Genomic DNA, 20,734 nt, shown 5'->3' on the forward strand with positions numbered 1-20,734 from the left:
TTCCATGAGGGGTTTCATGGAAAGCCTCTGATTCGACTTTGTTTATTACTATTTTGGTGTAACTTAATCTTTAATTTATACTTAAAATTGTACCATCAAGCAAGATTGCATACCATTTTTTGTAATTATATCTTCTGAACATGAAGCCAGCAGGTCTGTCCAAGTTTACCGCAGTTGATGCACAGAGATCGTTAAAGGCTGGAAGAACTATTATTCTTCTCTCATCTTCAATTTCACCTGTTAAAAATACTCTCTCCTTGTAACCTCCTACTTCATCTCTAAGAAATACGGATGGATGGGCGTGTCCAAAAATGAGGTACTTAGCGCTCCATACATCCTCATCTGGAATCGCATGACCGTGGAATATTCCATATTTCCCAAACCTGATACACTTCTCGGCATCTATGCTTATATCGTGGTTACCCTTTACCAAAACAAGCTCGGTTATACCGCCAACTTCACTAATGAACTTCTCGTACTTCCCCTTTTTTCCGATATGCATCAAGTCCCCAGCAACAATAAGTGTTTTTGCCTTTTCAGCAATTTTAATTGCCCTTTCTATAATATCTTCATCGTAAAATCTAACCAGACCAAGATGGAGATCAGCAATTACAGCTTTTCTACCTATGAAAAGAGCATCTTCATCCAGTCTCATCCAGTACTTCCCTTTCTACTTCAGGTATAAATTCGGTGATGTCCAATCCATTCTCCTTTGCAACGATCAATGCAGCTGTTGGAAAACTGATGAGCCCCTCAAGCCTCTCTTGCTTTTCGTTGATCATTGAAACCACTTCTTGATGACTCTTTCCAGTCTTTTCAACAATTTCCTCAATGATTTTATCAGTCACAGACCTTGAGAGTAAACGAGAAAGGTCTGGTCTAAAGTCCGAGGATATATCAACGTCATCTATATCAAAGGTTGGCGCGATCTCCTCCTCACCCTCAATCAAACCCTCCTTTTCAGCCTCCTCAACGACCTTCTTGCTTCCCTCATGGCTAAACCAGTTAAGATCAAAGCTCATAGTGTAAATCAGTTCACTTCTGCTCATTTTTCTTTTTCCCTTGCTTTTGAATGCTGCAGCAATGACCTTTCTCATCATTTCATGAAAAGAATGAGTCGAGGGTTAAATCTTTTCCTGTCTTCTTTCTCCCCTCCTTCCTCACTTCTTTATCACCTTCAGGTTGTGATTTTTCTCCGATCTCTTTTTCCTCATCAAGAGACTTTTCTGGCTCCACTTTGCTCTCAAACTCAGCAAGGAAAGTTTCATCTTCTATCCTGTGCAGTCCGTGCATTTCAATGTATTCTACAATTTCAGATGCTCTATCCCCTATGAGAAATTCGAGTTCTTCCTTCGAAAGATCATAAAAGGCAGCTATCCTCGCAGCCCTGTCAGTATCAAGCTCCTGCAAAAGTAGCTTAACAAGAGGAAACATCTCGGTGTTTGCCTTAACCTTTGACATGTGGCTATACCTCCCAATTTTCTCCAGTACTCTCTTAGTCATCTCTCTCCTCTGTCTCATCTGGAAAAGCATTTGCCAAGTTGACGGTCTCTGATACCTCGTAAATCCTCTCCTCGCCTCTCCCTTCACCTGCTGCACACCCACAGTCATCAGATAGCTTGCATACTTCCACAACCTGTAAAACTGTCTTCTTCTTACTCTCCCAAGAAAAATATCTGCCTTTGAAAGCACATTATACGCAACCGCCAAATCCTTGCCGGAATACTCAAGTGGCAGGTTTTCATCAACCCAGTGGATGATATCCTCAGGTGATTCGTCGAGGAGCATTGCGTCGTTATAAACTGCAGGATTTTTTGTTTTGAAAATAGCCTGAAGAACCTTAAAAATGTCCTTCTCTTGTGTCCTTTTCCCCACAACAACATCTTCAAGTTTCAACTCATCTTTACCCTCTGCAACAGCCTGAAGATCGTTAATTGCAGCCCTGAGGTCACCTCCTGCATTTTCGGCTATTGACATCAAAGCCCTTTTATCCGCCTTTATTCCCTCAGCTATACAGATTTTCTCAAGAACCTTCACAATCTGATTTTTTGTGAGTCTTCTGAAATTTACCATCTCACAAAGTCTCCTCAGCTCAGGTGAAAGCCTGTAGGGATCATTTGCTATCAGAACCACGGGTTGAGCAGGTTTTCTTTTAATGAGTCTTACTAAAGCAGCCTCACCACCCGTATCCTCCTTTTTGTGTATGTTATCAACTTCGTCAAGTATAATTAGCTTCATCCTGCCATGTGCAGAAGAGAGAAATTCGCCTTCATCACTGATAGTTTCGTTAAAGGCCCCCTCGCCAACTATGCGCTGTATGATCTGCCAGTTCCTCTGATCACTGGCATTAAGCTCGACAACTTCCCAACCTAAGGAGTTTGCAAGGGCTACAGCGAGCGATGTCTTTCCCACTCCCGGAGGTCCAGCAAGAAGGAGAGGTTTCTGTCCCGGCTTCCACTTCTTTGCCCATAATGTTACCTTCTGAAGGATATCTTTGCTTGCAACAACATCTTCGAGCTTCTTAGGCCTGTACTTCTCAACCCAGAGCATTCAAAAAAAGTTTGTGGAGGAGATATATCACTTTATCTCTGAGAAGGAGGGGATTATCTTCTCGGCGTAGACCTTGGTTACATACTTCGGATCGGGGCCAACGTTTATGAGCATGAAGTGCTTCACACCAGCCTTTACAAACTCCTCAATTTTCCCTATGCACTCCTCAGGAGTTCCGACGATGAAGAAATCTCTTACCATCTCCTCCGTGACACTCGCAGACAGCCTCACAAACTCCATCAGCATGTCATCCTCGACGAGCAGCTTTTCGAAGTAAAATTTCTTTGAGAAGCCTTCAGGCAAATCGAGGGTGTAACCGGCCTGTTCTGCCTTTTCAGCTGCTGATAGAATTACACCACCATATTGCATTGCCCTCTGCATAGCTTTCTCAGGATTTGGATCAACAGCGGTGTAAATCTGCAGTGCAGTGTCAATCTCATCAATACTCCTCCCAGCCCTTTCACAACCCCTCTCAACATCCTTTAAATTCTCCCTGTATGTTTTGGGGGTCTCGGCTATAGGCATCCAGCCTTCGCACATTTCACCAGTAAGTTCTCTTGTTTTTACACCATTTGCCCCAACATAAACTGGAATTGTGTCTTGCACAGGTTTGATTTGCAAAAAGGCGTTTTTCAGTTTGAATCTCTTTCCCTCGTAAGAAAATTTCTCACCCTTCCAGAGCCTTTTCATGATCTCTATACCCTCCCTCATGGTAGTGTAAGGCTTGTCCCAGTCTATCCCGAAAGGAACTATGTTCATCGCCTCTCCCGCACCTATTCCCAGAAAGGCTCTTCCGCCCGAAAGGTGGTCGAGAGTTGCAAAGAATTGAGCTAATACGGATGGATGATACCTGACGACGTCTGTAACACCGGTTCCAAGCATGGAACGTTTCGTTTTTAATGCGAGAGCGGAAAGCAATGACAGAGCGTTAGGTGTGAAGCCGGGTGGAGCCATCAGGGTGTGGTCTGGGACCACCAGAGACGCCATTCCACTTTCCTCACTCATTTCTGCTATTTTTATCACCTTATCCAGTGCTGGCATCGGTGCTGAAAGCAACGTTCCGAATCTAACTTCGCTCATAGCTTTAACCCGATTTTTAATTACTTATATTTTGCTAAAAATTTCTTGACTTCCTCAACAATTCTCGGCAGAACTTCGCCAGTTTTTCCCTGAATGAAGTAGTCGGAGATGCCTTCGACAGTCAAGGGGGTTGGTTCAGCATTAATCTCTACAACCGATGCTGGCAGTGGTTTGTTCTTTGCGATTCTTGGCAGTTGTGCAGCTGGATAAACAACAGCAGATGTGCCAGCGACAATCATTACGTCACACTTAACCACCTCCTCTACGCTCCTCGTGTAAACGTCCTGCGGAATTGGCTCGTTGAAATAAACAACATCAGACTTCAATGGATACTTACATTCACAAAGGGGTATTTTTCCTTCTTCCAATATTTTGGGAATGTCGAACATGTCTCGCGGATAGCGTCTTCCACACTTCAAACATCTGAGCTTTGAAACGTTTCCATGGAAATCAATGACATTCTGACTCCCTGATTTCTGGTGGAGATTGTCAACATTCTGAGTTATAATACATTTCAAAATTCCCATCTTTTCAAGCTCCGCCAGCGCATAATGAGAGGGATTTGGCTCAGCTCTCTCAATCGCATCGCGGATTGGCGATTTAACTGACTCCATCCAGTATTCAACCGGATTTCTCAGAAACTTATCGTAAACCTCATATGCTCTCCTTTCAGCCTCAGGGTCTCTTGTCCAGATGCCAGAAGGTCCACGAAAGTCTGGGATGCCAGATTCGGTTGAAACTCCGGCACCTGTTAGTGCTACAGCATAGACAGAGTTGGCGAGAACTTCCGCCACCTCTCTAACCACCATAATGAAAATACGTGACTGAATATTTGTCCTTTACTTCTAAATCAAAAAGCGTTAAATACTACCCATACCTTTCTGATTCTATGAAACTTCTGGCAATAAATGGAAGTCCAAATAAAAGGAACACGTACTTTCTTCTTGAAACCATTGTAGAAGAAGTGAAAAAACTTGGGCATGAGGCAGAAATTCTAAATCTGAAAGAGTACGAGATTAACGAGTGTAAAGGATGCGATGCATGTCTGAAGGGAGAATGTGTCCAGAAAGATGACATATTTAAAGTTCTCGAGAAGATGCAGGAAGCAGATGCAATAATCATAGGTGCCCCTACTTACTTCGGTAACGTGCCCGGATTGGTTAAGAATTTAATAGACAGGAGTAGAATGGCGAGAATGAGCAATTATAAGCTCAGAAACATAGTTTTTGCCCCAGTAATCACATCAGGATTGAGAAATGGTGGTGCTGAATTTGTGGCGATGAGTTTGCTCATTTACGCACTCGGTCAGGCAATGATACCTGTCTCAATCACGGAAAACCCAATCACAACTGGAGCATTCTCAATAGGAGTGATTCAAGGAGATGCAGGGTGGAGGAGCGTTAAAAAGGATGAAATAGCGATAAATGCAGCTAAAGCACTCGCCAAGAGAATTGTTGAGGTGGCTGAGGCTACAGAAGGTTTGAGGAGATAGGCAATCAAACTTTCCAGTCGTTAATCTGAATTTCTTTTCCTATTGTCTTGTAGATTAAAACTCTGAGAAAGGAGATGAAACATATTATCGTCCATAGAGGTGAATAGAGAAAGTAGTAAACTGGTAAAAGTCTGCACTCTATCTTGTAATTCATTTTACTGGAAAATAGGATAACCAGACTCGACCACGCTGAGAAAGACACAAATGCGGCGAGAATATTTTTTATGTTTCCAATCTCATACAGTGCGAGTATTGCAATGGATGCAAGCTTTGGCGAGACAATTGCGATAAATGGTAAGATCAAGTATAGAATCTTGAAAAGGTAACTCTCAGGGAGTATGAGAGATACAAGAAGCCCGAAGATTGCGGGATAGAAGAAGATGAGGTAGGGAATCCAGAGTTTTGGTCGGAAAAGGATTGGTATAAAATTTTCTATAAGAATTTCAGCCCCTCCCATGCTCCACCTTTCCCTCTGCTTAAACCACTCCTTGAAATTCTTTGGTGCTTTGGTGTAGGCTCTGCCACATACTGCGAATCTGTATCCATTCAATCCTACCCTGACTCCAAGGTCAGTATCCTCGTTGATCCTCTTTCTAAACCCGCCAAGCTTTTCAATAACGCTTTTTTTAATGACAAATGCAGAACCGTTTATGCCGAGACAGGAGCCAAATTTTGATGCGATTTTTGAACCTAAGCTCATAACCAAAAAGTCTATATTCACGAGCTTTTCGATTATCGTGTCCCCCTTTACCTCCTTCAAGATTTCAACGACATCACATCCATTTAAACCACTTAGGTCATCAATAATGGTATCAGAATCCAAAAATATTATCTGATCTCCACTCACAAGTTTGAGTGCGTCATTCAACGCCCTCCACTTCCCTCTTCTTTCCTTGCTTATGCTTGCCTTAACCCCATAAGTCTGTATGATCTCCAAAATTTTATCTTCCGGCTCATCTACAGCAATTACGATCTCAAAATCACTATCTGACAGCCTCTTTAAGTTCTCTTCAATATACCCTGCATCTCTGTATGAGGTAATCACTACAGTTTTCATTTGAAAATCGCGGTGTGGTAGGCAAAATAAAATTAACGGAAGTGTCAGCAAAAGGCTAAGGTTTTTAAAATCAAGAGTTGATATGAGAAAAGGTGTCAGAATGATAAAAGTTATGGTGGTTGATGACGAAATCGCGATGAGGGAAATCCTCAAAATCATGTTAAAGGACTTCAAAATAATTGAAGCTTCAAATGGTAAAGAAGCGATAGAACTCTACAAGAAAGAGAAGCCTGACCTCGTCTTAATGGACGTAATGATGCCAATAATGAATGGAATAGACGCCACCTACGAGATAAAAAAAATGGACCCGAATGCTAAGATCGTTGCAATAACAGCGTATGCGAGTTCCAAGGGAGAAAAGGTTTTAGAGGCAGGTGCAGATTTCATTCTAAAAAAGCCCTTTACTCGCAGAGAGGTTATAAAAATGATTGAAAAAATTGTTGGCAGTTCTTAACTGCTGGGCTGCAATAACTATTTATAAGGCGAGATTGAAATTTATCTGGATGTCATCCGAGATAGAAGGAGGTATGATAACCATGAAGGCTAACGACACTACAAAGTACTTAATTCATGCTGAAATTATAGCTGATGGTGTTGTTGAACGTCCCGATGTTGTAGGGGCGATATTTGGTCAAACGGAGGGGTTACTCGGAGGGGACCTTGACCTAAGAGAATTGCAGAAAACAGGGAGAATAGGAAGGATAGAGGTCAAAATCGAGAGCAAAGGGGGAAAGAGTTACGGAGAGATAAGAGTTCCGTCGAGTCTTGACAAGGTAGAGACTGCAATACTTGCTGCTGCGCTTGAAACGATTGAGAGAGTGGGGCCATGTTCGGCAAAAATAAGAGCCATCAAAATAGAGGATGTAAGAGCGAGCAAAAGAAGGAAGATCGTTGACAGGGCGATGAGCATTCTTAGAGAGCACTTTGAAGAACCAGAGATCGAATCTGAAAGAATAGTGGATATAGTAAGACAGGCAATCAGGGCTGACGAGATAACAGAGTATGGCGAAGACAGGCTTCCAGCAGGACCAGCAGTTGATGAGTCTGACGCAATTATTGTTGTTGAGGGAAGAGCTGATGTGCTCAATCTGCTCAAACACGGCATTAAGAACGTCATCGCTGTTGAGGGAACGAACATTCCGAAGACAATTGTAGAGCTCAGCAAGAAGAAGACCGTAACGGCATTTCTGGATGGTGACAGAGGGGGGGACTTGATCCTGAAGGAGTTGCTGCAGGTTGCAGATATTGACTATGTTGCAAGAGCGCCTGAGGGCAAAGAAGTTGAGGATTTAACACAGAAGGAGATTCTGAAGTCCTTGAGAAACAAGATACCAGTCGAGCAACTTCATGTCCTTAAGAGGGAGTCAAAGGAGAAAGAACAGGCAAAGGAGAGGTCAGAGGTTAAAGAACAAAAAGAGAGCATATCAAATGTTCTGAAAGTTCATAAGGACTCGGTTGAGGGCAAGCTGACAGCAAGGGTCCTTGACAGAAATCTGAACATGGTAAAGGAGGTGCCAGTGAGAGACCTTGTGAAGGTTCTCAAGACAAACAACGTGAAAGGGGCTGCGATAGTGTTTGATGGCGTAATAACTCAGCGCCTGATTGATCTCGCTGCAAAGAAGGAGTTTGACTACATCGTGGGGGTCAGACTCGGAAGCGTTGTAAAAGTTCCTACCTCCGTTAGGGTTATCACATTCGATCAACTTTGATTTACAATTTTTTTATTCAGCTCTTGGGGATAAAGATTTTACTGCTGTTATAATGATTTCAGCTATTGCTTCCGCGCTAAACTTCCCAGAGTTCAGAATGATATCGTAAATGGTCCAGTCATCTATGTCTATGCTGTAAAATTTTTGATATCGCCTCTTTTCGAACTCCTCCCTCATCTTGGTCTCCTGCTTCGCTATTGCTAAATCCTTCCCCTCTCGTTTCGCAATCCTCTGGTATCTGATCTCAGGGTCTGCAAAAACCCAGACTCTTAAATCTGCGTCCTTTACAAACCAACCAGAGAGTCTACCCTCAACAACAACGTCATTTTCGGCTTCTGCAAGCTCCTGCTGGGTTTTGTCTATAAGCCTATCAACCTCAGGATTTTGTTCGGCGTACTTGCTGAACTCCTCAACGGTCATTCCCTTCTTTGAAGCAAGCTGTCTAAAAACATCACCAGCAGAAATTAGCTTTAAGTCAAGTTTTTTGCTTATTATTCTCGCCACTGTGGTCGTTCCGCTTCCCGGAAGTCCTGAAATTGTGATTTTCATCTCAGACACCAACCCTCAGGACTTTCTTGATTATCTGCCCGACTGTAATGGAGCAAAGCAGATACCAGAAAAGCCACCACGGGAATATCAGAACGGGAGTAACAACATGTATCTCTCCAGAGAATGGAACTTTGAGAAGAAAGAGCTCAGGAGAAAGTGTTTTAAGGAAGGCTGCCGGAAGGTTTGCTGTTAAGTTGCCATAATTGCCACTGTTCCCATAAATAAGTTCGTAGCTTGCAGTTGCCTTCTCCCAGAGCCAAGCGAAGATCGGAATGGTGACGACGAAGGTGTAGAACATGGGTTTGAACTGCATGGACATCATGTCGCTCTGCAACTTTTGTATCTCTTCTTTCCTTTGCTCAAGCTGCTTTAGCTTGAACTGGTTGTTCTGTTTTGTTGCCTCCATGTATTCCTTTTGATATTCTCTCAACACCTTCTGTGCGTATTTTAGCTTCTTATAGTCAACAGTGTATTTTTGGATGACGTTTGAATACAGGCCTGTTATTATAGACATTATAAATATGACTATGTGGAACTTAAATCCCGAAAAAGGCAGCATCAGAGAGTCTATAAACAATCCAAGTTCAAGTCTGAAATCCCTACTGAAAAGTATGCCAATAAAGAGAATTGCTCCGAGAATCATTATAAATCTGGAAATTACGTTCTTCATACTTCCTCACCGAGCATTCTCCTGATTAGCGGATGCATCTCTGTAAGCTGCTCTTTCGCCAAGTCCTCGTAGAATCTATAAGCGATGCTGACCGCCAGCAGCAAACCGGTTCCACTCACGTTTCCAATTGTTCCGAGCATGTTCGCGACAAGCGTCAAGATACCTATGATAGCGCCACCGAGGACTGTAACCTTAGGAATGTACCTACCCAAAACCCTCTCAAGAACCTGTGGAGATTTCCTGAATCCCGGAACCTGCATTCCAGACTTTGCTATTTGGGAAGCTACAGTTCGAGCGTCCATTCCACTTGTTTCGACCCAGAAAACGGCAAATATTATGCCACCTGCAATCAGGATTGCCGCATCAACAAGCAAATGGGCTACTATCATCCAGTCCGGAATTGCTGCAAATGCCGCACCTTTTGTTTTAACCAGTGCCGGAACCCAGTCGTAAGGGCTTCGAATAGGAGATAGGAAATATACCAATCCGCTCACAGCCTGCCCATTCACATACTCGCCAAATATGGTTATACCTCTTGTATACAAAATCTGCCCGAAGGCAACTATATTTGCTTGCAATGCCCTTACGAAGATCATGGGCAGAACGCTTGCATAGATAAGCTTTATCGGAAATCTTCCTCTTGCACCTCTTGCAGCCGCATGGGCGAGTGGGATTTCAACCCTCGTTCCCTCAAAGAAAACAACAAGAAGTATTATTACTGCTGTTGTGACCAACGCGAGTATTCCACCTTCAAGTAGGAGGAATATCAGTCCACTGCCTGTAAGCAGGAAATCGGCAGAGTAGTGCTGGGCAATCCATATCCATCTTGGAATTATTCCAGCAGGCAGCTGTGAGTTTGGAGGAACAACCCAGTTAAAGAGACCGACAACAATTGCTTGTGCAATTCCTGCGAGGATGAAAAGCGACACACCACTGCCTATACCCCACTTTGAGACGACTTCATCCATATATACTATCAGAACTCCGCCGATAAACAGCTGGATGAAAATTAAGAAGGCGATAAGGGAAGGAGAAATACCAAGCTGAGCAGCGAGGTTTAAATCGGGTTTTAAAAGACCTCCAGCAATCTGCGGAAAAGCCTCGACTGCAATCATCACAAAAACTAAAAACCTCTGGAAGTCTTGATAGGCTGCTCTATCTTCAGGGTTTGTGAGATCAAGCTTGATTATTCCTGCACCGACAAGTAGCTGTAGAATGATTGAAGCAGTAACGATTGGTCCTATACCCAGAGCGATAATCGAGCCCGTAGCACCAGCGAAAAGGGCTCTGTAGGCAGCGAAAATATCTATGGACTCGGGCGAGAGACCGAAAACGGGAACATTGGTGAGTATGAAATATAGGAGAAGTACTGCCACTGTCCAAGCAAATTTCTCCCTGAAGTGAACGTGTCCTTTTGGCCTTTCAACACTCGGTATTCTTTCGAAATATGGTTGTAGGGCTCTTATGGCAGAGTCCAATTCGACCAACCCCTTTACTCAACTACTACCTTACCCCCTGCAGCCTCGATTTTCTCCACAGCCTTCGGTGTCGCCTCGAAAACTCTCACTTCAATCTTCTTTGTAACCCTTCCATTTCCGAGGAGTTTTGAATATCCGAGTTCTGTCAGATCAACCTTAAAGATTTCTCCTTCTTTTTCAGCAATTCCCAATTCAGCAAGTTTTTCCACGATTTCATCAAGGTCTCCAGCATTCAGCTCTGTCCTTGACGAGAGGTAGCGATATGTATATTTATCAAGCTTCCCTTCCTCTTTTAGCCATCTCAGAGTATCTTTAACAACCTGAGCGTTGAGATAATCTTTTCTGAGGATTTTTGGTCTCGTAAACCCATGCTTGCCAAAAAGATATTCACCCTTCTTGGCAAGCTTTACGAACTTTATATACTTGTGCTTGTGCACACCAGCATTTCCCGCTCCCCCTCTATTGCCTCTACCCCTTCTGTTCTTATGACTTCCCCATCCAAAGGTTCTTGATCCACGAAACTTCTTAACCTTCTTCTTTGGCATTAAAATCACCTCATCCTGTAAACGAGCTTTGTGATCTCATTACCGTGATAGCCCAGACTGCCCTTTGGGTAGTGCCACTTTATATTCTTTAGCCCCTTTCTCGGTGGGTGTAGTCTGAAAACCGGCTTTAAGTCCGGTAAGTCCTTTAAACTTGCCTTTCCTTCTACTACAGCCCTTGCAAAGTCCTCAATGGTCTCATATCCCGTCTTCTCCTTGACATACTCATCAGTGAGTTTTTGGTCTCCAACAAGCCTCCCCCTTGTTCTGAGCAGAAGTGCGAGTGTTTCGGCATCAATTTCACCATATGCGACGTAATCCTTCACAACCTGCAGCATTCCTCTATATGATGGTGTATCCGGCACGACGACTGCATGATACCTCTTATGGAGCCTCAACATTCTGAGAGTTTCCTTAATTTTTCTGTGAACATCTACAGTTCCTCTAAGCCTAACTACCACGTACATTCTACCACCTCTTAATGTACATCGTCTTCTTCAATGCCTCATAGGTCGCCTTCGCAAAGTTCACGGTCGTCTTTGTCTGCCCTTTCGTAAAGCTCCATACGTCATTAACGCCAGCAAGCTCGATGACCCTCTTTGCTACATCTCCCGCAACAATTCCGAGTCCCTTTGGCCCCGGAATCAACATCACCCTCACACTTCCACATGAGCCGGTAACCTTGAAGGGTAGAGAGTGTTCTCCACCACATCCGCACTCCCAAGAGCCGCAACCTCTCTGCACCTTGAATATATTGAGCTTTGCATCGTTTATCGCCTTCTGAATTGCCGGAGCGACCTGTGAAGCTTTACCAGTTCCAATCCCAACATAGCCATTCCTATTCCCAACAACCGCAGTAACCCTGAACTTCGTCCTCCTGCCACTATCCGTCATCCTCTGCACCATAGATATTTCGAGCACATCATCTTCAAGATCGGGAAGCAGAACATCTACGATTTCCGGCTCCTTCAGGGGCAAGTCACTCGCCAGAGCTTCATCCATTGATTTTATCTTTCCATCAGCCACCAGTCTTCCGAGTCTCGTTCTCGGAATCCAATCCTCGGTCATGCTATCACCATCAGCTTCTCTTTAACTTCATCAACGTGATCGGGAAGTTCGGATGGTTTTAAACCTCTCTTTTCATACTCGCTAAACCTGTCAGGGTTCATTTCATAATAGGCAGCGATATGTTCCCCTCTGACCCTCGAATCATCCGGCAAAACATCATCGCTGTGCGGAACGTTAAGACCTCCCTCAACCGCACCTCTCAGAACCGCAAACACCCTCGATCCCCTTGTTGGCGTGTGAAGACCAATATCGAGAACGGCTTCTTCCACACCCTTCTGGAGAGCTTTTTTGGCAATGAGGATGCCAGTCAGATAGGCTGCAGGTGTGTTGTTCAGGTCCCCTTTCCATCCATACTCTCCCAGCATACTCGAATCAACACCCACAACAACCCTGTCTCCTTTTGGATCGTATTCCACTATCTGAGCAATCACCCTTGTGTTCGTCACCCTGACAACGAGTCTCGGCTTCCTTGAAAGGAGTAACTTTAATCTCTTCCTGTAATTCGTTTTTCCTTCTCTTCTTCTCCTTAACGGAACCTTGTATCTTGGACCTTTAGCCATTCTATCACCTTTTAAGCTGCTCTATATATGCTTTGAGATGTGCCACACTCCTGAACTCTCCACCCTTCGCCTTCCTGTAGAGAATCCTGTAGGTTGTACGGTCTATTTCACCACTATCTCTCATCTCCCTTAGACTCTTGCGTAATGCTCTGATTCTAATAATCCATCGCCTCTTTTTCGGCATTCTTGCCCCCTTTGCCCCTCTTCTGCTTCCATGTCCCCTTCTCCTCCCCTTTTTCTTCTGAATTCTGTTTTTCCTTATCCTTGCCCTGCAAATGCCCTTAACAGGCTTCCTCTTTATTACTCCCTGCTCTATAAGCTCCCTTATGTCTTCTTTGGTTGCTGCAGTTGCAATATCCTCTACTGCTGTAGGATCGAACCACACCCTGTTCTCTCCACACTTCAAAACACTTGCAGCGAGTCTGCGTTGAAAGCTCAAATCCATAACAATCACCCTGAAGGATTGAGTACTTTAATACCAAGCTCTTTAGCCTTATCTTCAATCGCGAGCCTCTTCTTCATCCCGACACAGGAAGCAATTCTTGCAGCCTGCCTCTCTTTGTCAATTTTCTCAAGCTCTGCTGGATTGTAAACCAAAACCTCTTCGTATCCACTTGGATGCAGACCTCTCACAGCCCTTGGAGAGCCGAATCCAGCATTGACAACAATTCTCCCACTCTTCTTCCCACCATATCTTCTTCTCAGCTTGCTGTGAAGACCTCTTGGTCTCCTCCAGCTTTTATTCCTTAAACGCAGCTTCTTGTTCCAGCAGTATCTCCTGAATTCGGGTTTTCTCTTCTTCTGCCTTCTCCTGACCTTCAGAAGTCTTTTAACCTCCATATCCTCACCTCAAGGCTTCTTGACGATGTAGATTCCATCCTGGAAAACACGCGGATCCTTTCTCTTTATCTTCGTCGCAAGCTCAAGGTTTGCAGCCGTTTGCCCACACTCCTCGATGTCAATTCCTCTTACGTACACTTCCTGCCCCTTGATCTCAACCTGAGCCCTACCAACTATCTTTGCCCTTCTTGGGTGCTTTTCACCAACGAAGTTCTCAATAATAACTTCATTACCCTCCACCCTCAGCTTGATAGGAAAGTGAGCGTAAACAACCTTAAGCTGATACTCAAAACCATCTTTAACTCCGGTAATCAGATTTTCGATGTGACCTGCAAAGGTGCCGACAACTGCCTTGTGCCTCTTTTTCGGGGAAGTAGTGTAAACTCTGACTTTCCCGTCTTGAACCTCGATAAAAACACCCCTGTATTTCAGAAACTTTGAGTTCTCTCCCTTTGGTCCAACAGCCTTTACAGTATAGCCCGTAAAGCTCTCCCCTTCAACGGTTACCGTGACACCTTCCGGAACTACGACAACCCTTTCTTCATAAACTTCAGTAGACGTAAGCAAGGAGAACACCCCCCAATCTTTGTTTTCTCGCCTCAATCTGAGACATAACTCCCTTTGTAGTAGAAACTATTAGAATTCCGAAATCTCTTGCAGGGAGATATCTTTTCTCGTAATTTTCATACTCTGTGACTGCTGACGAGAATCTGGGTTTTATCGCCCCGCAGTCGTTAATATTTCCTGCAAGTTCGACAACAAATTTTCCACCCCTGTGGTCTTCGATGTATTCAAAGCCCTTTATGTATCTGTAGTCTTTCATAACCTTCAGAACGTTTCCTATGAGCTTTGAAGCTGGCTTGATCTCGCATTTCTTCGATCCAATCATTTCTGCATTCTTTATCGCGATCATTGCATTTGAGAGGGTATCAACACTCATATTTATCACCAGTACTTCTTAAACCCAAGTTCCGAAGCTGTCTCTCTGAAACACTGCCTGCAGAGGTAAAGTCCATACATCCTTATTAGCCCTCTTCTCCTGCCGCATCTCCTGCACTCATTAGCCCCTCTTCCAAACTTCTTTGTCGGCTCCTTCTTCATTCAACAATCACCCCCAAAGACTCGAGCCATTTTATCGTCTCCTCCTTGGTTACTCTGTGCGAGGTTGCTATCTTCCCCTTCCTCCTTCTCCTTCTCGCGACTCTATAACCTCTCCTCTTCAGCGAAACGCAAACATCCATCCCGAATATACCTATATCCGGGTCATATTCGACCCCCGGAAGATCAATGTGCTCGGCAATACCGAATGAGAAATAACCATCACCAATTGATTTTCTGCTAAGCCTCATTTCCTTAACTGTAAGGGCATCCTTGAGAAAGTTTAACGCCTTCTCTCCACGAAGAGTGACTTTAATACCTATCGCCTCACCCTTTCTGATTCCAAAGTTCTTTATCGTCATTTTTGAGTAGGTCACAGCTGGTTTTTGCCCTATAAGTTCCTCAAGCATCTTATAAGCTCTCTGATGTCTCTCTCCACTCTCTCCAATGCCCATGTTTATCACAACTTTGTCGAGCAGCACTTCTCTCATTGGATTCTCCTCTCCATCTGCCTCTTTTCTCTCCTCAACCTCGACTGCCTGCATCGTTCACACCTCCTTAAACGCCCAGATCAATCGCAGGTTTATCGCTGTCCTTCTTCCCGACCACAAAGACATAATCCTCGATAGTCGTGATGTCTCTCTCCTCCCCCTCAACAGTTACGAGGTTTGGAGCAGAACTCCTCACGATCTTGTAGCTTTTTAACCTCCCAATCTCTCCAGCGTGACTTCCACCCGTGATCATTACCAAAGCACCTTCCTCGAATTTCAGATGATCAATGATATCTTTATCAGGAATTTTGACAAGAATGCTGTCCTTCGTTTTATACTCATTAGAAGCAAGCAGATTTGTCCCATCAAAGAGGTTTAGCTGAACCTTCCCACCCCTAACAAGCGTTTTGTTCACAATCTTGTAAAGCTTCAAATCAGAATCTTCAACCTCTTTGGGGATGTATCTACCCTTCTCATCGAAGAGCATTCTGTAACTCTTTTCCAGCTTGGGAATCGTGATCACGTCAAAAAGCCCTACCGGGAACTTGTAGTCTTTTCTCACAATCCCATCAACGAGTATTTCTCCGGCAGCTATTATTTTTCTCGCTTCTCTTGCCGTGTCTGCAAGTTCGAGGAAATCTCTTACAATCACAAGTAAAGGTACCGCCTCTTTATCATGTGGTCCGGGAGAAGGCTTTACTACCCACTTTGCAACCTTTCTCGGTATCTTGTATGTTTTCGGAGCTGAAAGCCTCTTCTGATGCAACTCAATCACCTCTCAAGGATTTTCTTTCTGACATCATCAACCTCACCGAGGTCAACTATCATAACATTTGATGGATGGATGGGGACAGCCACTTCGGTTCCATCAGCTTTTGTGACCGTAACCCCATCAACTGTTATCCTGCATTTTTTCATATCCACTTCAAGCACCCTTCCTTCATGCCCTGCAAACTGCCCTCTCATGATTTTGACCTTGTCTCCCTTCCTAACTCTAACGGCTCTCTTTCCATACTTCTCCCTCAGATCCTTTGAGAGGGTGGCATGCAGTAATCTGTGCCTCTCATGCAGCTTTGAAATCTTATATAGCCACCTTCTCTGCTTTCTCGGCTGTTTCGATTTGGGAACACCCACATTATCACCTCATACTATTACAGAAGCTATGGTTCCTATTTTCGCAAATCTCTCAGCAGCTTCTCTTGCCACAGCCCCTCTGATCTCCGACCCTCTTGGCTCCCCCCTCTCGTTGGTTATGACCGCCGCATTGTCTTCAAACTTGACCCTTGTACCATCAGGTCGGCGATACTCTTTCCTCTGCCTTACGATGACCGCATAGTGCACCTGTTTCCTTATTTCAGGTGTGCCTTTCTTCACAGTCACTACCACAATGTCACCAACACCTGCTGCTGGATATCTTCTCCTGACACCCTTGTATCCCTTTACGGCGATTATTTCAAGCTCTCTTGCTCCAGTATTATCGGCACAGATGAGTCTCGCACCAGTCGGCAATGCACGTGGGATGTTAGCTCTTACCGCCTTCACTGCCTATCACCTCCAGTATCACAAAGCTCTTCGTTTTGCTTATCGGCCTGCATTCTCCCAGCGTTACAATGTCCCCCGGCCTTGCCCTGATGCACCTCGGATTGTGAGCGTGAAACTTTGACCTCTTCTTCATATACCTCTCGTATTTCGGTACGTATTTTATCATCTCCCTTTCAACCACAGCAGTCTTTCCATAAACCTTCACGACTTTTCCACGCAATATCTGACCTCTCACCGATAGAGTGCCGTGAAACGGACAGTTTGTATCATTACACTCCCTTTCCGGAGGTTTTACGTCAATTCCGATATCTCTCATATCCTAACACCCTTTGCTCTCTTAAGCATCACCAAACCCTTCTTTATCCTCTCCTCAGGTCTGTAAGATATCAGATCACCTTTTATACGCATAATCTTATCCCCATACCATACTCTGAAGGTTCTTTTTTTCTTCACCACGATTTTTAAACCTTTTTCAGTCATTATTCTGAGCGTATTCTGAGTTTCGTCCACAACCTCGCCCTTCAACCCAATCTCATATTCGTTCGGACTCTCGACTACCTCCACCATCAGCCCAATCCAGTCCCTCGCAATCACATCTACACCCTGTACCCTTCCTCGCATAGTGCCATCTTCAGTCTTGCAATATCTCGCCTTATCAGATTTATTCTACCCGGATTCTCCACTGCTCCACCGCTCCGCACCATCGTTCTGAGCTTGAGCAGTTCAAGCTCCAACTCCCTCAGCTTCTTCAACTTCTCCTCCCTGCTCATCTCCCTTATCTCCTTCATCTTCACTGCTTTCACCCCTCAACTTATCGGCATCAACTTCTTTAACCTTGAACTCATCAGGCAGCGTAACATCTGGGGGAATTATCCTCACACTTACACCGAGAACCCCGAGTTTTTTGACGGCAACATCAAATCCCTTCTGAACCATGCTCTCTGCAGGGTCACCTGTGTGGATGATTGTGCCAGCAACAAACTTCTCTGTTCTTGCCCTCTCACTGACAAGTTTTCCGCTGATCTCAATCTCACATCCCTTAGCCCCGGCTTCCATTATCCTGTAGAGGAACCTGTAACCTGCTCTTCTGAAATACCATCCCCTCTCAAGAGCCCTTGCAAGAAGTGAAGCCATAAGCTGTGCATTGAACTCTGGCTTCTCCACCTCGTCAACGCTGACCTGTGGATTCTCCAACCCGAAGACCTTTAGTTTCTCGGTAAGAGCCTTTATTCTTCTTCCTCCCTTTCCTATCACCAACCCAGGCCTCTCGACGAACAGAGTAACCTGAGTTCCGAGCGGTGTTCTGAGAATGTCAACTCCTCCGAATCCAGCGCTCCTCACTTCGTCCTTAATCCACTCCTTGACCATCAGCTTCTTTAACCTCTCCTGAACGAATTTTCTTTCTACCGCCATTACCTCACCTCAGCAACAAGCTCTACTGTAGTGAGCTGCTGAAACCTCGGCGTTGCTCTTCCAAAGGCGCGAGGCATGTATCTCTGAATAACTCTCCCCTTCTGAGCCTGTGCGTGCACAATAATGAGATTCTCAACGTCAAGCCCTTTATACTCCGCATTCGCCTCAAGGTTTCTTAGAACCTTCAGGACATGCTTCGCTGCCTTCTGCGGATACCTCCCTGCGTACCACTTCTCCAGCCCCTTCTTATGGGCAACCTTCTTCTTGTGCTTCCTGAACGGCACAGGCCTCTTCATCTCTACAACTTCCTCCAGAAATCTCCTTGCATCAGCAACCTTCTTTCCTCTGATTTCCCTGCATATCTCAACAGCATGTTTGAAGCTGATCGGCATTTCGTATCCCATTGCCTTGGCGGCTTTCGTTTCATCTTCCGGCTTGTAGGCGTAGTTTACTCTCGCCATATTCATCACTTCAGCGGAACGTATTTACTGCTCCTCGTAGCTCCAACACCAGGCCCACTATGCTTCTCAAATCTTCTCGTCAAGGCAAACTCTCCGAGGCGGTGTCCGATCATCTCCGGTTTGATCTCCACTCTAACAAACTCCTTTCCGTTGTGCACGAAAACAACTTTCCCAACCATTTCTGGCAAGACTATCATATCTCTGCAGTGTGTCCTCGCCATCCCTTTTTTTCTGAGTTTTCTTAGCAATTTTTCTTCCTGTTCCGTGAATCCCCTTTTAATCTTTCTTCTCTCTCTTGACGGAAGAAGTTTTGCAAGTTCATCTAAGGGCATTTTTTGCAGTTCTTCGAGTGTATAACCGCGAAATCTGAACTCTCTCGGTCTTGTAACCTTACTCTTTAACGCCATCCAATCACCTCCTCACACCAGTTCTGCGGGCAGCGATACTTCCAACCTTCCTGCCCGGAGGAGCGTTACGACTGACGGTCTTGGGCTTACCAACATGCTGATGCTTACCACCACCGAATGGATGATCAACAGCGTTCATCGCCACACCTCTAACGCGAGGCCACTTTGCAGCCTTGCTCTTCATCTTGTAATATTTCTTCCCAGCTTTCACGAAGGGTTTGTCTGTTCTCCCACCACCTGCCACAACGCCTATTGTCGCTCTGCAGTTGGGGTGGAACCACTTCAGCTTTCCAGAAGGCATCTGAACCAGAACTTTATCCTCCTCCCTTGAAACGATAAAGCCAAAAGTCCCGCTCGCCCTTATAAACTTCCCACCATCGCCCGGCTGAGCTTCAATGTTACAAACGGGAGTGCCTTCGGGAATGTTTCTCAGATAAGTGGTATTGCCGGAGGTTATCTCAACGTTTTCGCCAGCGTAAACTACATCTCCAGTTCCAAGCCCTTCGACAGCAAGAATGTATTCTTTACTACCGTCCGGTAGCTGTACAAGGGCTACTGGCCCGTTTCTTGCAGGATCGTGCTGGATGTCAACTATCTTGGCAGCAATAACTTCTTCTTTAAATCTGAGATGCTTCACATCCGCTCTGTATTTGTGAGATGGAGCAGTGTAAGTAGGAGTTCCTTTTCCTCTATTCTGGGATATTATTCTTTTACCCATATCACATCACCTCAGAACACTCCGAGTTTTGAAAGCACTTCCTCAGCGGAGTAATCTGGCTTTAGCTTGATGTATGCCTTCTTTTCTCCCCTTGGAGTTATGAGCGTGTTAACTTTCTCAACCTCAACGTTGAACAATCTTTCAATCTCCCTCTGTATGTCCTTCTTTTTCGCCCTGACATCCACTACAGCAGTCAGAATGTTCTTTTCAAGTTCCGCAACACTCTTCTCAGTTACGAGGAAGCACTTAATCAGCATAACCAATCACCCAGATACTCAACTGCCGACTTGGTCCACACAGTCAGTCTTCCAGCATGACATCCGGGAGCGAGGAGTTCAACGTTAAGGTCTTTAACAAGAACCGCATCAACTCCCGGAAGGTTCTTTGCAGCCCTCAAAACACCTTCATCTTTATCCACAACAAGAAGGATGCTCTTCTTTGCAACATACCTTCTACCCCTCATCTTTCCCTTTCCTGCCCTGTATCTCTTTCTCTCCTTTGCCCTCTCTACATCATCGTAAACTCCTATTGCCTTAAGTATCTCTGCAATTTCCTTTGTTCTCTTAACTGAATTTATATCGTCAGAAACGATTTTAGGAAGCTCACCCTCAAACAGATGATTCCTGCTCCTCACGATCTCCTCATTTGCCGTTGCAGCGATTGCCGACCTAAGTGCTTTCCTCATCTCTTTCCTGTTTATCTTCTCTGCCCACTTTCTCTCAGGCTTTGGTGGGTGTGCTCTTCTCCCTCCAACTGCCTGAGGAACTACTACAGCCCTTCTTCCAAGTTTCCATCTCGGAACCCTCGCATATCCGTGTCCCGGTCCCCAGTTCTCCCATGCGTAGTTGATTCCACTGAGCGGGTTTGGTCCATATGGCTGCCTGCGGTGTGATTGGATTGCAAGCACAGCTTTTTTAATTATATCCGGTCTGAATTCTTCGTAGAATACATCAGGAAGCTCTATTTCCTCAGTCACCTCTCCTTTCAAGCTCAAAACCTTTGCTTTCAT

At 44.8% G+C, this 20,734-nt stretch carries 34 protein-coding genes; 3 read left to right on the plus strand and 31 right to left on the minus strand.

Annotation, left to right across the window (positions count from 1 at the left end):
* Positions 1 to 70: 70 nt before the first annotated feature.
* The 5 genes from BP688_RS03230 to BP688_RS03250 are packed head-to-tail and all read right to left on the minus strand — an operon-like array spanning position 71 to position 4,439.
* Positions 71 to 655 carry a metallophosphoesterase gene (locus tag BP688_RS03230; protein WP_290597822.1) on the minus strand — a complete coding sequence of 195 codons (585 nt, stop codon included), beginning with the start codon at positions 653 to 655 and terminating at the stop codon, positions 71 to 73.
* The gene (locus BP688_RS03235; protein ID WP_290597823.1) at positions 642 to 1,100 is read right to left on the minus strand and encodes a DUF2240 family protein; all 459 of its coding nucleotides are present in this window, start codon (positions 1,098 to 1,100) and stop codon (positions 642 to 644) included. The genes BP688_RS03230 and BP688_RS03235 overlap by 14 nt, the downstream gene beginning before the upstream one ends.
* 1 nt (position 1,101) lies before the next feature.
* A complete protein-coding gene (locus BP688_RS03240; RefSeq protein WP_290597824.1) occupies positions 1,102 to 2,550 on the minus strand; it encodes a replication factor C large subunit in 1,449 nt (482 codons plus the stop codon).
* A 27-nt stretch (positions 2,551 to 2,577) separates the two neighbouring features.
* Complete coding sequence (locus BP688_RS03245) at positions 2,578 to 3,630, minus strand: LLM class flavin-dependent oxidoreductase (protein ID WP_290597825.1); 1,053 nt, start codon at positions 3,628 to 3,630, stop codon at positions 2,578 to 2,580.
* Between the two features lie 20 nt (positions 3,631 to 3,650).
* Positions 3,651 to 4,439: an SIR2 family NAD-dependent protein deacylase gene (locus tag BP688_RS03250; protein WP_290597826.1), complete on the minus strand. Its 789-nt coding sequence runs from the start codon at positions 4,437 to 4,439 to the stop codon at positions 3,651 to 3,653.
* Between the two features lie 80 nt (positions 4,440 to 4,519).
* Between BP688_RS03250 and BP688_RS03255 the strand changes: the two genes are divergently transcribed.
* Positions 4,520 to 5,122, plus strand: coding sequence for a flavodoxin family protein (locus tag BP688_RS03255; protein WP_290597827.1), 603 nt, complete (start codon positions 4,520 to 4,522; stop codon positions 5,120 to 5,122).
* Positions 5,123 to 5,126: 4 nt separating this feature from the next.
* On the opposite strand, the gene BP688_RS03260 is transcribed toward BP688_RS03255, so the two are convergent.
* The gene (locus BP688_RS03260) at positions 5,127 to 6,179 is read right to left on the minus strand and encodes a glycosyltransferase family 2 protein (RefSeq protein WP_290597828.1); all 1,053 of its coding nucleotides are present in this window, start codon (positions 6,177 to 6,179) and stop codon (positions 5,127 to 5,129) included.
* Between the two features lie 100 nt (positions 6,180 to 6,279).
* Here BP688_RS03260 and BP688_RS03265 point away from each other — a divergent pair, with 100 nt between their 5' ends.
* Positions 6,280 to 6,633: a response regulator gene (locus BP688_RS03265; protein WP_290597829.1), complete on the plus strand. Its 354-nt coding sequence runs from the start codon at positions 6,280 to 6,282 to the stop codon at positions 6,631 to 6,633.
* 49 nt (positions 6,634 to 6,682) lie between these two features.
* A complete protein-coding gene (gene dnaG, locus BP688_RS03270; protein ID WP_290597830.1) occupies positions 6,683 to 7,888 on the plus strand; it encodes a DNA primase DnaG in 1,206 nt (401 codons plus the stop codon).
* 12 nt (positions 7,889 to 7,900) lie between these two features.
* On the opposite strand, the gene cmk is transcribed toward dnaG, so the two are convergent.
* From cmk to rpl4p, 25 genes are read right to left on the minus strand one after another with little or no spacing between them, the layout of a single operon-like run.
* Positions 7,901 to 8,437, minus strand: coding sequence for a (d)CMP kinase (gene cmk / locus BP688_RS03275; protein ID WP_290597831.1), 537 nt, complete (start codon positions 8,435 to 8,437; stop codon positions 7,901 to 7,903).
* A gap of 1 nt (position 8,438) precedes the next feature.
* The gene (locus tag BP688_RS03280; protein WP_290597832.1) at positions 8,439 to 9,107 is read right to left on the minus strand and encodes a DUF106 domain-containing protein; all 669 of its coding nucleotides are present in this window, start codon (positions 9,105 to 9,107) and stop codon (positions 8,439 to 8,441) included.
* The gene (secY, locus tag BP688_RS03285) at positions 9,104 to 10,585 is read right to left on the minus strand and encodes a preprotein translocase subunit SecY (RefSeq protein WP_290597833.1); all 1,482 of its coding nucleotides are present in this window, start codon (positions 10,583 to 10,585) and stop codon (positions 9,104 to 9,106) included. Before secY ends, BP688_RS03280 begins: the two co-directional genes overlap by 4 nt.
* A 14-nt stretch (positions 10,586 to 10,599) precedes the next feature.
* Entirely contained in the window at positions 10,600 to 11,130 is a 531-nt protein-coding gene (locus tag BP688_RS03290; protein WP_290597834.1) for an uL15m family ribosomal protein, read from the minus strand.
* Positions 11,131 to 11,135: 5 nt separating this feature from the next.
* Positions 11,136 to 11,594 carry a 50S ribosomal protein L30 gene (gene rpmD, locus BP688_RS03295; RefSeq protein ID WP_290597835.1) on the minus strand — a complete coding sequence of 153 codons (459 nt, stop codon included), beginning with the start codon at positions 11,592 to 11,594 and terminating at the stop codon, positions 11,136 to 11,138.
* A gap of 1 nt (position 11,595) precedes the next feature.
* Complete coding sequence (gene rpsE / locus BP688_RS03300; RefSeq protein WP_290597836.1) at positions 11,596 to 12,195, minus strand: 30S ribosomal protein S5; 600 nt, start codon at positions 12,193 to 12,195, stop codon at positions 11,596 to 11,598.
* Positions 12,192 to 12,755, minus strand: a complete 564-nt coding sequence (locus tag BP688_RS03305) for a 50S ribosomal protein L18 (protein ID WP_290623343.1) — start codon at positions 12,753 to 12,755, stop codon at positions 12,192 to 12,194. The genes rpsE and BP688_RS03305 overlap by 4 nt, the downstream gene beginning before the upstream one ends.
* 4 nt (positions 12,756 to 12,759) lie before the next feature.
* Positions 12,760 to 13,200 carry a 50S ribosomal protein L19e gene (locus tag BP688_RS03310; RefSeq protein ID WP_290597838.1) on the minus strand — a complete coding sequence of 147 codons (441 nt, stop codon included), beginning with the start codon at positions 13,198 to 13,200 and terminating at the stop codon, positions 12,760 to 12,762.
* A 5-nt stretch (positions 13,201 to 13,205) separates the two neighbouring features.
* Complete coding sequence (locus tag BP688_RS03315) at positions 13,206 to 13,595, minus strand: 50S ribosomal protein L32e (protein ID WP_290597839.1); 390 nt, start codon at positions 13,593 to 13,595, stop codon at positions 13,206 to 13,208.
* A 9-nt stretch (positions 13,596 to 13,604) separates the two neighbouring features.
* The gene (locus BP688_RS03320; protein ID WP_349677349.1) at positions 13,605 to 14,162 is read right to left on the minus strand and encodes a 50S ribosomal protein L6; all 558 of its coding nucleotides are present in this window, start codon (positions 14,160 to 14,162) and stop codon (positions 13,605 to 13,607) included.
* Complete coding sequence (locus BP688_RS03325; protein WP_290597841.1) at positions 14,146 to 14,535, minus strand: 30S ribosomal protein S8; 390 nt, start codon at positions 14,533 to 14,535, stop codon at positions 14,146 to 14,148. Before BP688_RS03325 ends, BP688_RS03320 begins: the two co-directional genes overlap by 17 nt.
* Before the next feature lie 5 nt (positions 14,536 to 14,540).
* On the minus strand, positions 14,541 to 14,696 hold the full coding sequence (locus BP688_RS03330; RefSeq protein ID WP_290597842.1) for a 30S ribosomal protein S14: 156 nt from the start codon (positions 14,694 to 14,696) through the stop codon (positions 14,541 to 14,543).
* Positions 14,693 to 15,238, minus strand: coding sequence for a 50S ribosomal protein L5 (locus tag BP688_RS03335; RefSeq protein ID WP_290597843.1), 546 nt, complete (start codon positions 15,236 to 15,238; stop codon positions 14,693 to 14,695). Before BP688_RS03335 ends, BP688_RS03330 begins: the two co-directional genes overlap by 4 nt.
* Before the next feature lie 13 nt (positions 15,239 to 15,251).
* Positions 15,252 to 15,950, minus strand: a complete 699-nt coding sequence (locus tag BP688_RS03340) for a 30S ribosomal protein S4e (protein ID WP_349677350.1) — start codon at positions 15,948 to 15,950, stop codon at positions 15,252 to 15,254.
* Between the two features lie 5 nt (positions 15,951 to 15,955).
* A complete protein-coding gene (gene rplX, locus BP688_RS03345) occupies positions 15,956 to 16,318 on the minus strand; it encodes a 50S ribosomal protein L24 (protein ID WP_290597845.1) in 363 nt (120 codons plus the stop codon).
* A gap of 9 nt (positions 16,319 to 16,327) precedes the next feature.
* Entirely contained in the window at positions 16,328 to 16,726 is a 399-nt protein-coding gene (gene rpl14p, locus BP688_RS03350) for a 50S ribosomal protein L14 (RefSeq protein WP_290597846.1), read from the minus strand.
* Entirely contained in the window at positions 16,707 to 17,042 is a 336-nt protein-coding gene (locus BP688_RS03355; RefSeq protein WP_290597847.1) for a 30S ribosomal protein S17, read from the minus strand. Before BP688_RS03355 ends, rpl14p begins: the two co-directional genes overlap by 20 nt.
* A complete protein-coding gene (gene rnp1, locus BP688_RS03360) occupies positions 17,039 to 17,347 on the minus strand; it encodes a ribonuclease P component 1 (RefSeq protein ID WP_290597848.1) in 309 nt (102 codons plus the stop codon). Before rnp1 ends, BP688_RS03355 begins: the two co-directional genes overlap by 4 nt.
* On the minus strand, positions 17,323 to 17,514 hold the full coding sequence (gene rpmC / locus BP688_RS03365) for a 50S ribosomal protein L29 (RefSeq protein ID WP_290597849.1): 192 nt from the start codon (positions 17,512 to 17,514) through the stop codon (positions 17,323 to 17,325). The genes rnp1 and rpmC overlap by 25 nt, the downstream gene beginning before the upstream one ends.
* Positions 17,450 to 18,139, minus strand: coding sequence for a 30S ribosomal protein S3 (locus BP688_RS03370; protein ID WP_290597850.1), 690 nt, complete (start codon positions 18,137 to 18,139; stop codon positions 17,450 to 17,452). Before BP688_RS03370 ends, rpmC begins: the two co-directional genes overlap by 65 nt.
* Complete coding sequence (gene rplV, locus BP688_RS03375) at positions 18,139 to 18,600, minus strand: 50S ribosomal protein L22 (protein ID WP_290597851.1); 462 nt, start codon at positions 18,598 to 18,600, stop codon at positions 18,139 to 18,141. Before rplV ends, BP688_RS03370 begins: the two co-directional genes overlap by 1 nt.
* Before the next feature lie 5 nt (positions 18,601 to 18,605).
* Positions 18,606 to 19,007, minus strand: coding sequence for a 30S ribosomal protein S19 (rpsS, locus tag BP688_RS03380; RefSeq protein ID WP_290597852.1), 402 nt, complete (start codon positions 19,005 to 19,007; stop codon positions 18,606 to 18,608).
* 4 nt (positions 19,008 to 19,011) lie between these two features.
* On the minus strand, positions 19,012 to 19,725 hold the full coding sequence (locus BP688_RS03385; protein WP_290597853.1) for a 50S ribosomal protein L2: 714 nt from the start codon (positions 19,723 to 19,725) through the stop codon (positions 19,012 to 19,014).
* 11 nt (positions 19,726 to 19,736) lie between these two features.
* The gene (locus BP688_RS03390) at positions 19,737 to 19,982 is read right to left on the minus strand and encodes a 50S ribosomal protein L23 (protein WP_290597854.1); all 246 of its coding nucleotides are present in this window, start codon (positions 19,980 to 19,982) and stop codon (positions 19,737 to 19,739) included.
* Positions 19,976 to 20,734 (minus strand): 50S ribosomal protein L4, encoded by a 759-nt coding sequence (gene rpl4p, locus BP688_RS03395; RefSeq protein ID WP_290597855.1) that lies wholly within the window; start codon positions 20,732 to 20,734, stop codon positions 19,976 to 19,978. The genes BP688_RS03390 and rpl4p overlap by 7 nt, the downstream gene beginning before the upstream one ends.

This window comes from Archaeoglobus sp. UBA230, from assembly GCA_002507545.1.
Lineage (GTDB): Archaea > Halobacteriota > Archaeoglobi > Archaeoglobales > Archaeoglobaceae > Archaeoglobus.

Coding starts and splice junctions, on each gene's coding strand:
- BP688_RS03355 (WP_290597847.1), bottom strand. CDS start 17,042: ATGAGAGATATCGGAATTGACGTAAAACCTCCGGAAAGGGAGTGTAAT.
- BP688_RS03315 (WP_290597839.1), bottom strand. CDS start 13,595: ATGGAGGTTAAAAGACTTCTGAAGGTCAGGAGAAGGCAGAAGAAGAGA.
- BP688_RS03370 (WP_290597850.1), bottom strand. CDS start 18,139: ATGGCGGTAGAAAGAAAATTCGTTCAGGAGAGGTTAAAGAAGCTGATG.
- BP688_RS03240 (WP_290597824.1), bottom strand. CDS start 2,550: ATGCTCTGGGTTGAGAAGTACAGGCCTAAGAAGCTCGAAGATGTTGTT.
- BP688_RS03390 (WP_290597854.1), bottom strand. CDS start 19,982: ATGCTGATTAAGTGCTTCCTCGTAACTGAGAAGAGTGTTGCGGAACTT.
- BP688_RS03325 (WP_290597841.1), bottom strand. CDS start 14,535: ATGAGTGTTGATACCCTCTCAAATGCAATGATCGCGATAAAGAATGCA.
- rpmC (WP_290597849.1), bottom strand. CDS start 17,514: ATGAAGGAGATAAGGGAGATGAGCAGGGAGGAGAAGTTGAAGAAGCTG.
- rpl4p (WP_290597855.1), bottom strand. CDS start 20,734: ATGAAAGCAAAGGTTTTGAGCTTGAAAGGAGAGGTGACTGAGGAAATA.
- rpsE (WP_290597836.1), bottom strand. CDS start 12,195: ATGACCGAGGATTGGATTCCGAGAACGAGACTCGGAAGACTGGTGGCT.
- BP688_RS03260 (WP_290597828.1), bottom strand. CDS start 6,179: ATGAAAACTGTAGTGATTACCTCATACAGAGATGCAGGGTATATTGAA.
- cmk (WP_290597831.1), bottom strand. CDS start 8,437: ATGAAAATCACAATTTCAGGACTTCCGGGAAGCGGAACGACCACAGTG.
- rplV (WP_290597851.1), bottom strand. CDS start 18,600: ATGGCGAGAGTAAACTACGCCTACAAGCCGGAAGATGAAACGAAAGCC.
- BP688_RS03330 (WP_290597842.1), bottom strand. CDS start 14,696: ATGAAGAAGGAGCCGACAAAGAAGTTTGGAAGAGGGGCTAATGAGTGC.
- BP688_RS03385 (WP_290597853.1), bottom strand. CDS start 19,725: ATGGGTAAAAGAATAATATCCCAGAATAGAGGAAAAGGAACTCCTACT.
- BP688_RS03245 (WP_290597825.1), bottom strand. CDS start 3,630: ATGAGCGAAGTTAGATTCGGAACGTTGCTTTCAGCACCGATGCCAGCA.
- rpsS (WP_290597852.1), bottom strand. CDS start 19,007: ATGGCGTTAAAGAGTAAGGTTACAAGACCGAGAGAGTTCAGATTTCGC.
- BP688_RS03280 (WP_290597832.1), bottom strand. CDS start 9,107: ATGAAGAACGTAATTTCCAGATTTATAATGATTCTCGGAGCAATTCTC.
- BP688_RS03235 (WP_290597823.1), bottom strand. CDS start 1,100: ATGATGAGAAAGGTCATTGCTGCAGCATTCAAAAGCAAGGGAAAAAGA.
- dnaG (WP_290597830.1), top strand. CDS start 6,683: ATGTCATCCGAGATAGAAGGAGGTATGATAACCATGAAGGCTAACGAC.
- BP688_RS03335 (WP_290597843.1), bottom strand. CDS start 15,238: ATGCAGGCAGTCGAGGTTGAGGAGAGAAAAGAGGCAGATGGAGAGGAG.
- rnp1 (WP_290597848.1), bottom strand. CDS start 17,347: ATGCGAGGAAGGGTACAGGGTGTAGATGTGATTGCGAGGGACTGGATT.
- rpmD (WP_290597835.1), bottom strand. CDS start 11,594: ATGTACGTGGTAGTTAGGCTTAGAGGAACTGTAGATGTTCACAGAAAA.
- BP688_RS03230 (WP_290597822.1), bottom strand. CDS start 655: ATGAGACTGGATGAAGATGCTCTTTTCATAGGTAGAAAAGCTGTAATT.
- BP688_RS03265 (WP_290597829.1), top strand. CDS start 6,280: ATGATAAAAGTTATGGTGGTTGATGACGAAATCGCGATGAGGGAAATC.
- BP688_RS03250 (WP_290597826.1), bottom strand. CDS start 4,439: ATGGTGGTTAGAGAGGTGGCGGAAGTTCTCGCCAACTCTGTCTATGCT.
- BP688_RS03255 (WP_290597827.1), top strand. CDS start 4,520: ATGAAACTTCTGGCAATAAATGGAAGTCCAAATAAAAGGAACACGTAC.
- BP688_RS03310 (WP_290597838.1), bottom strand. CDS start 13,200: ATGGATTTGAGCTTTCAACGCAGACTCGCTGCAAGTGTTTTGAAGTGT.
- BP688_RS03290 (WP_290597834.1), bottom strand. CDS start 11,130: ATGCCAAAGAAGAAGGTTAAGAAGTTTCGTGGATCAAGAACCTTTGGA.
- BP688_RS03305 (WP_290623343.1), bottom strand. CDS start 12,755: ATGGCTAAAGGTCCAAGATACAAGGTTCCGTTAAGGAGAAGAAGAGAA.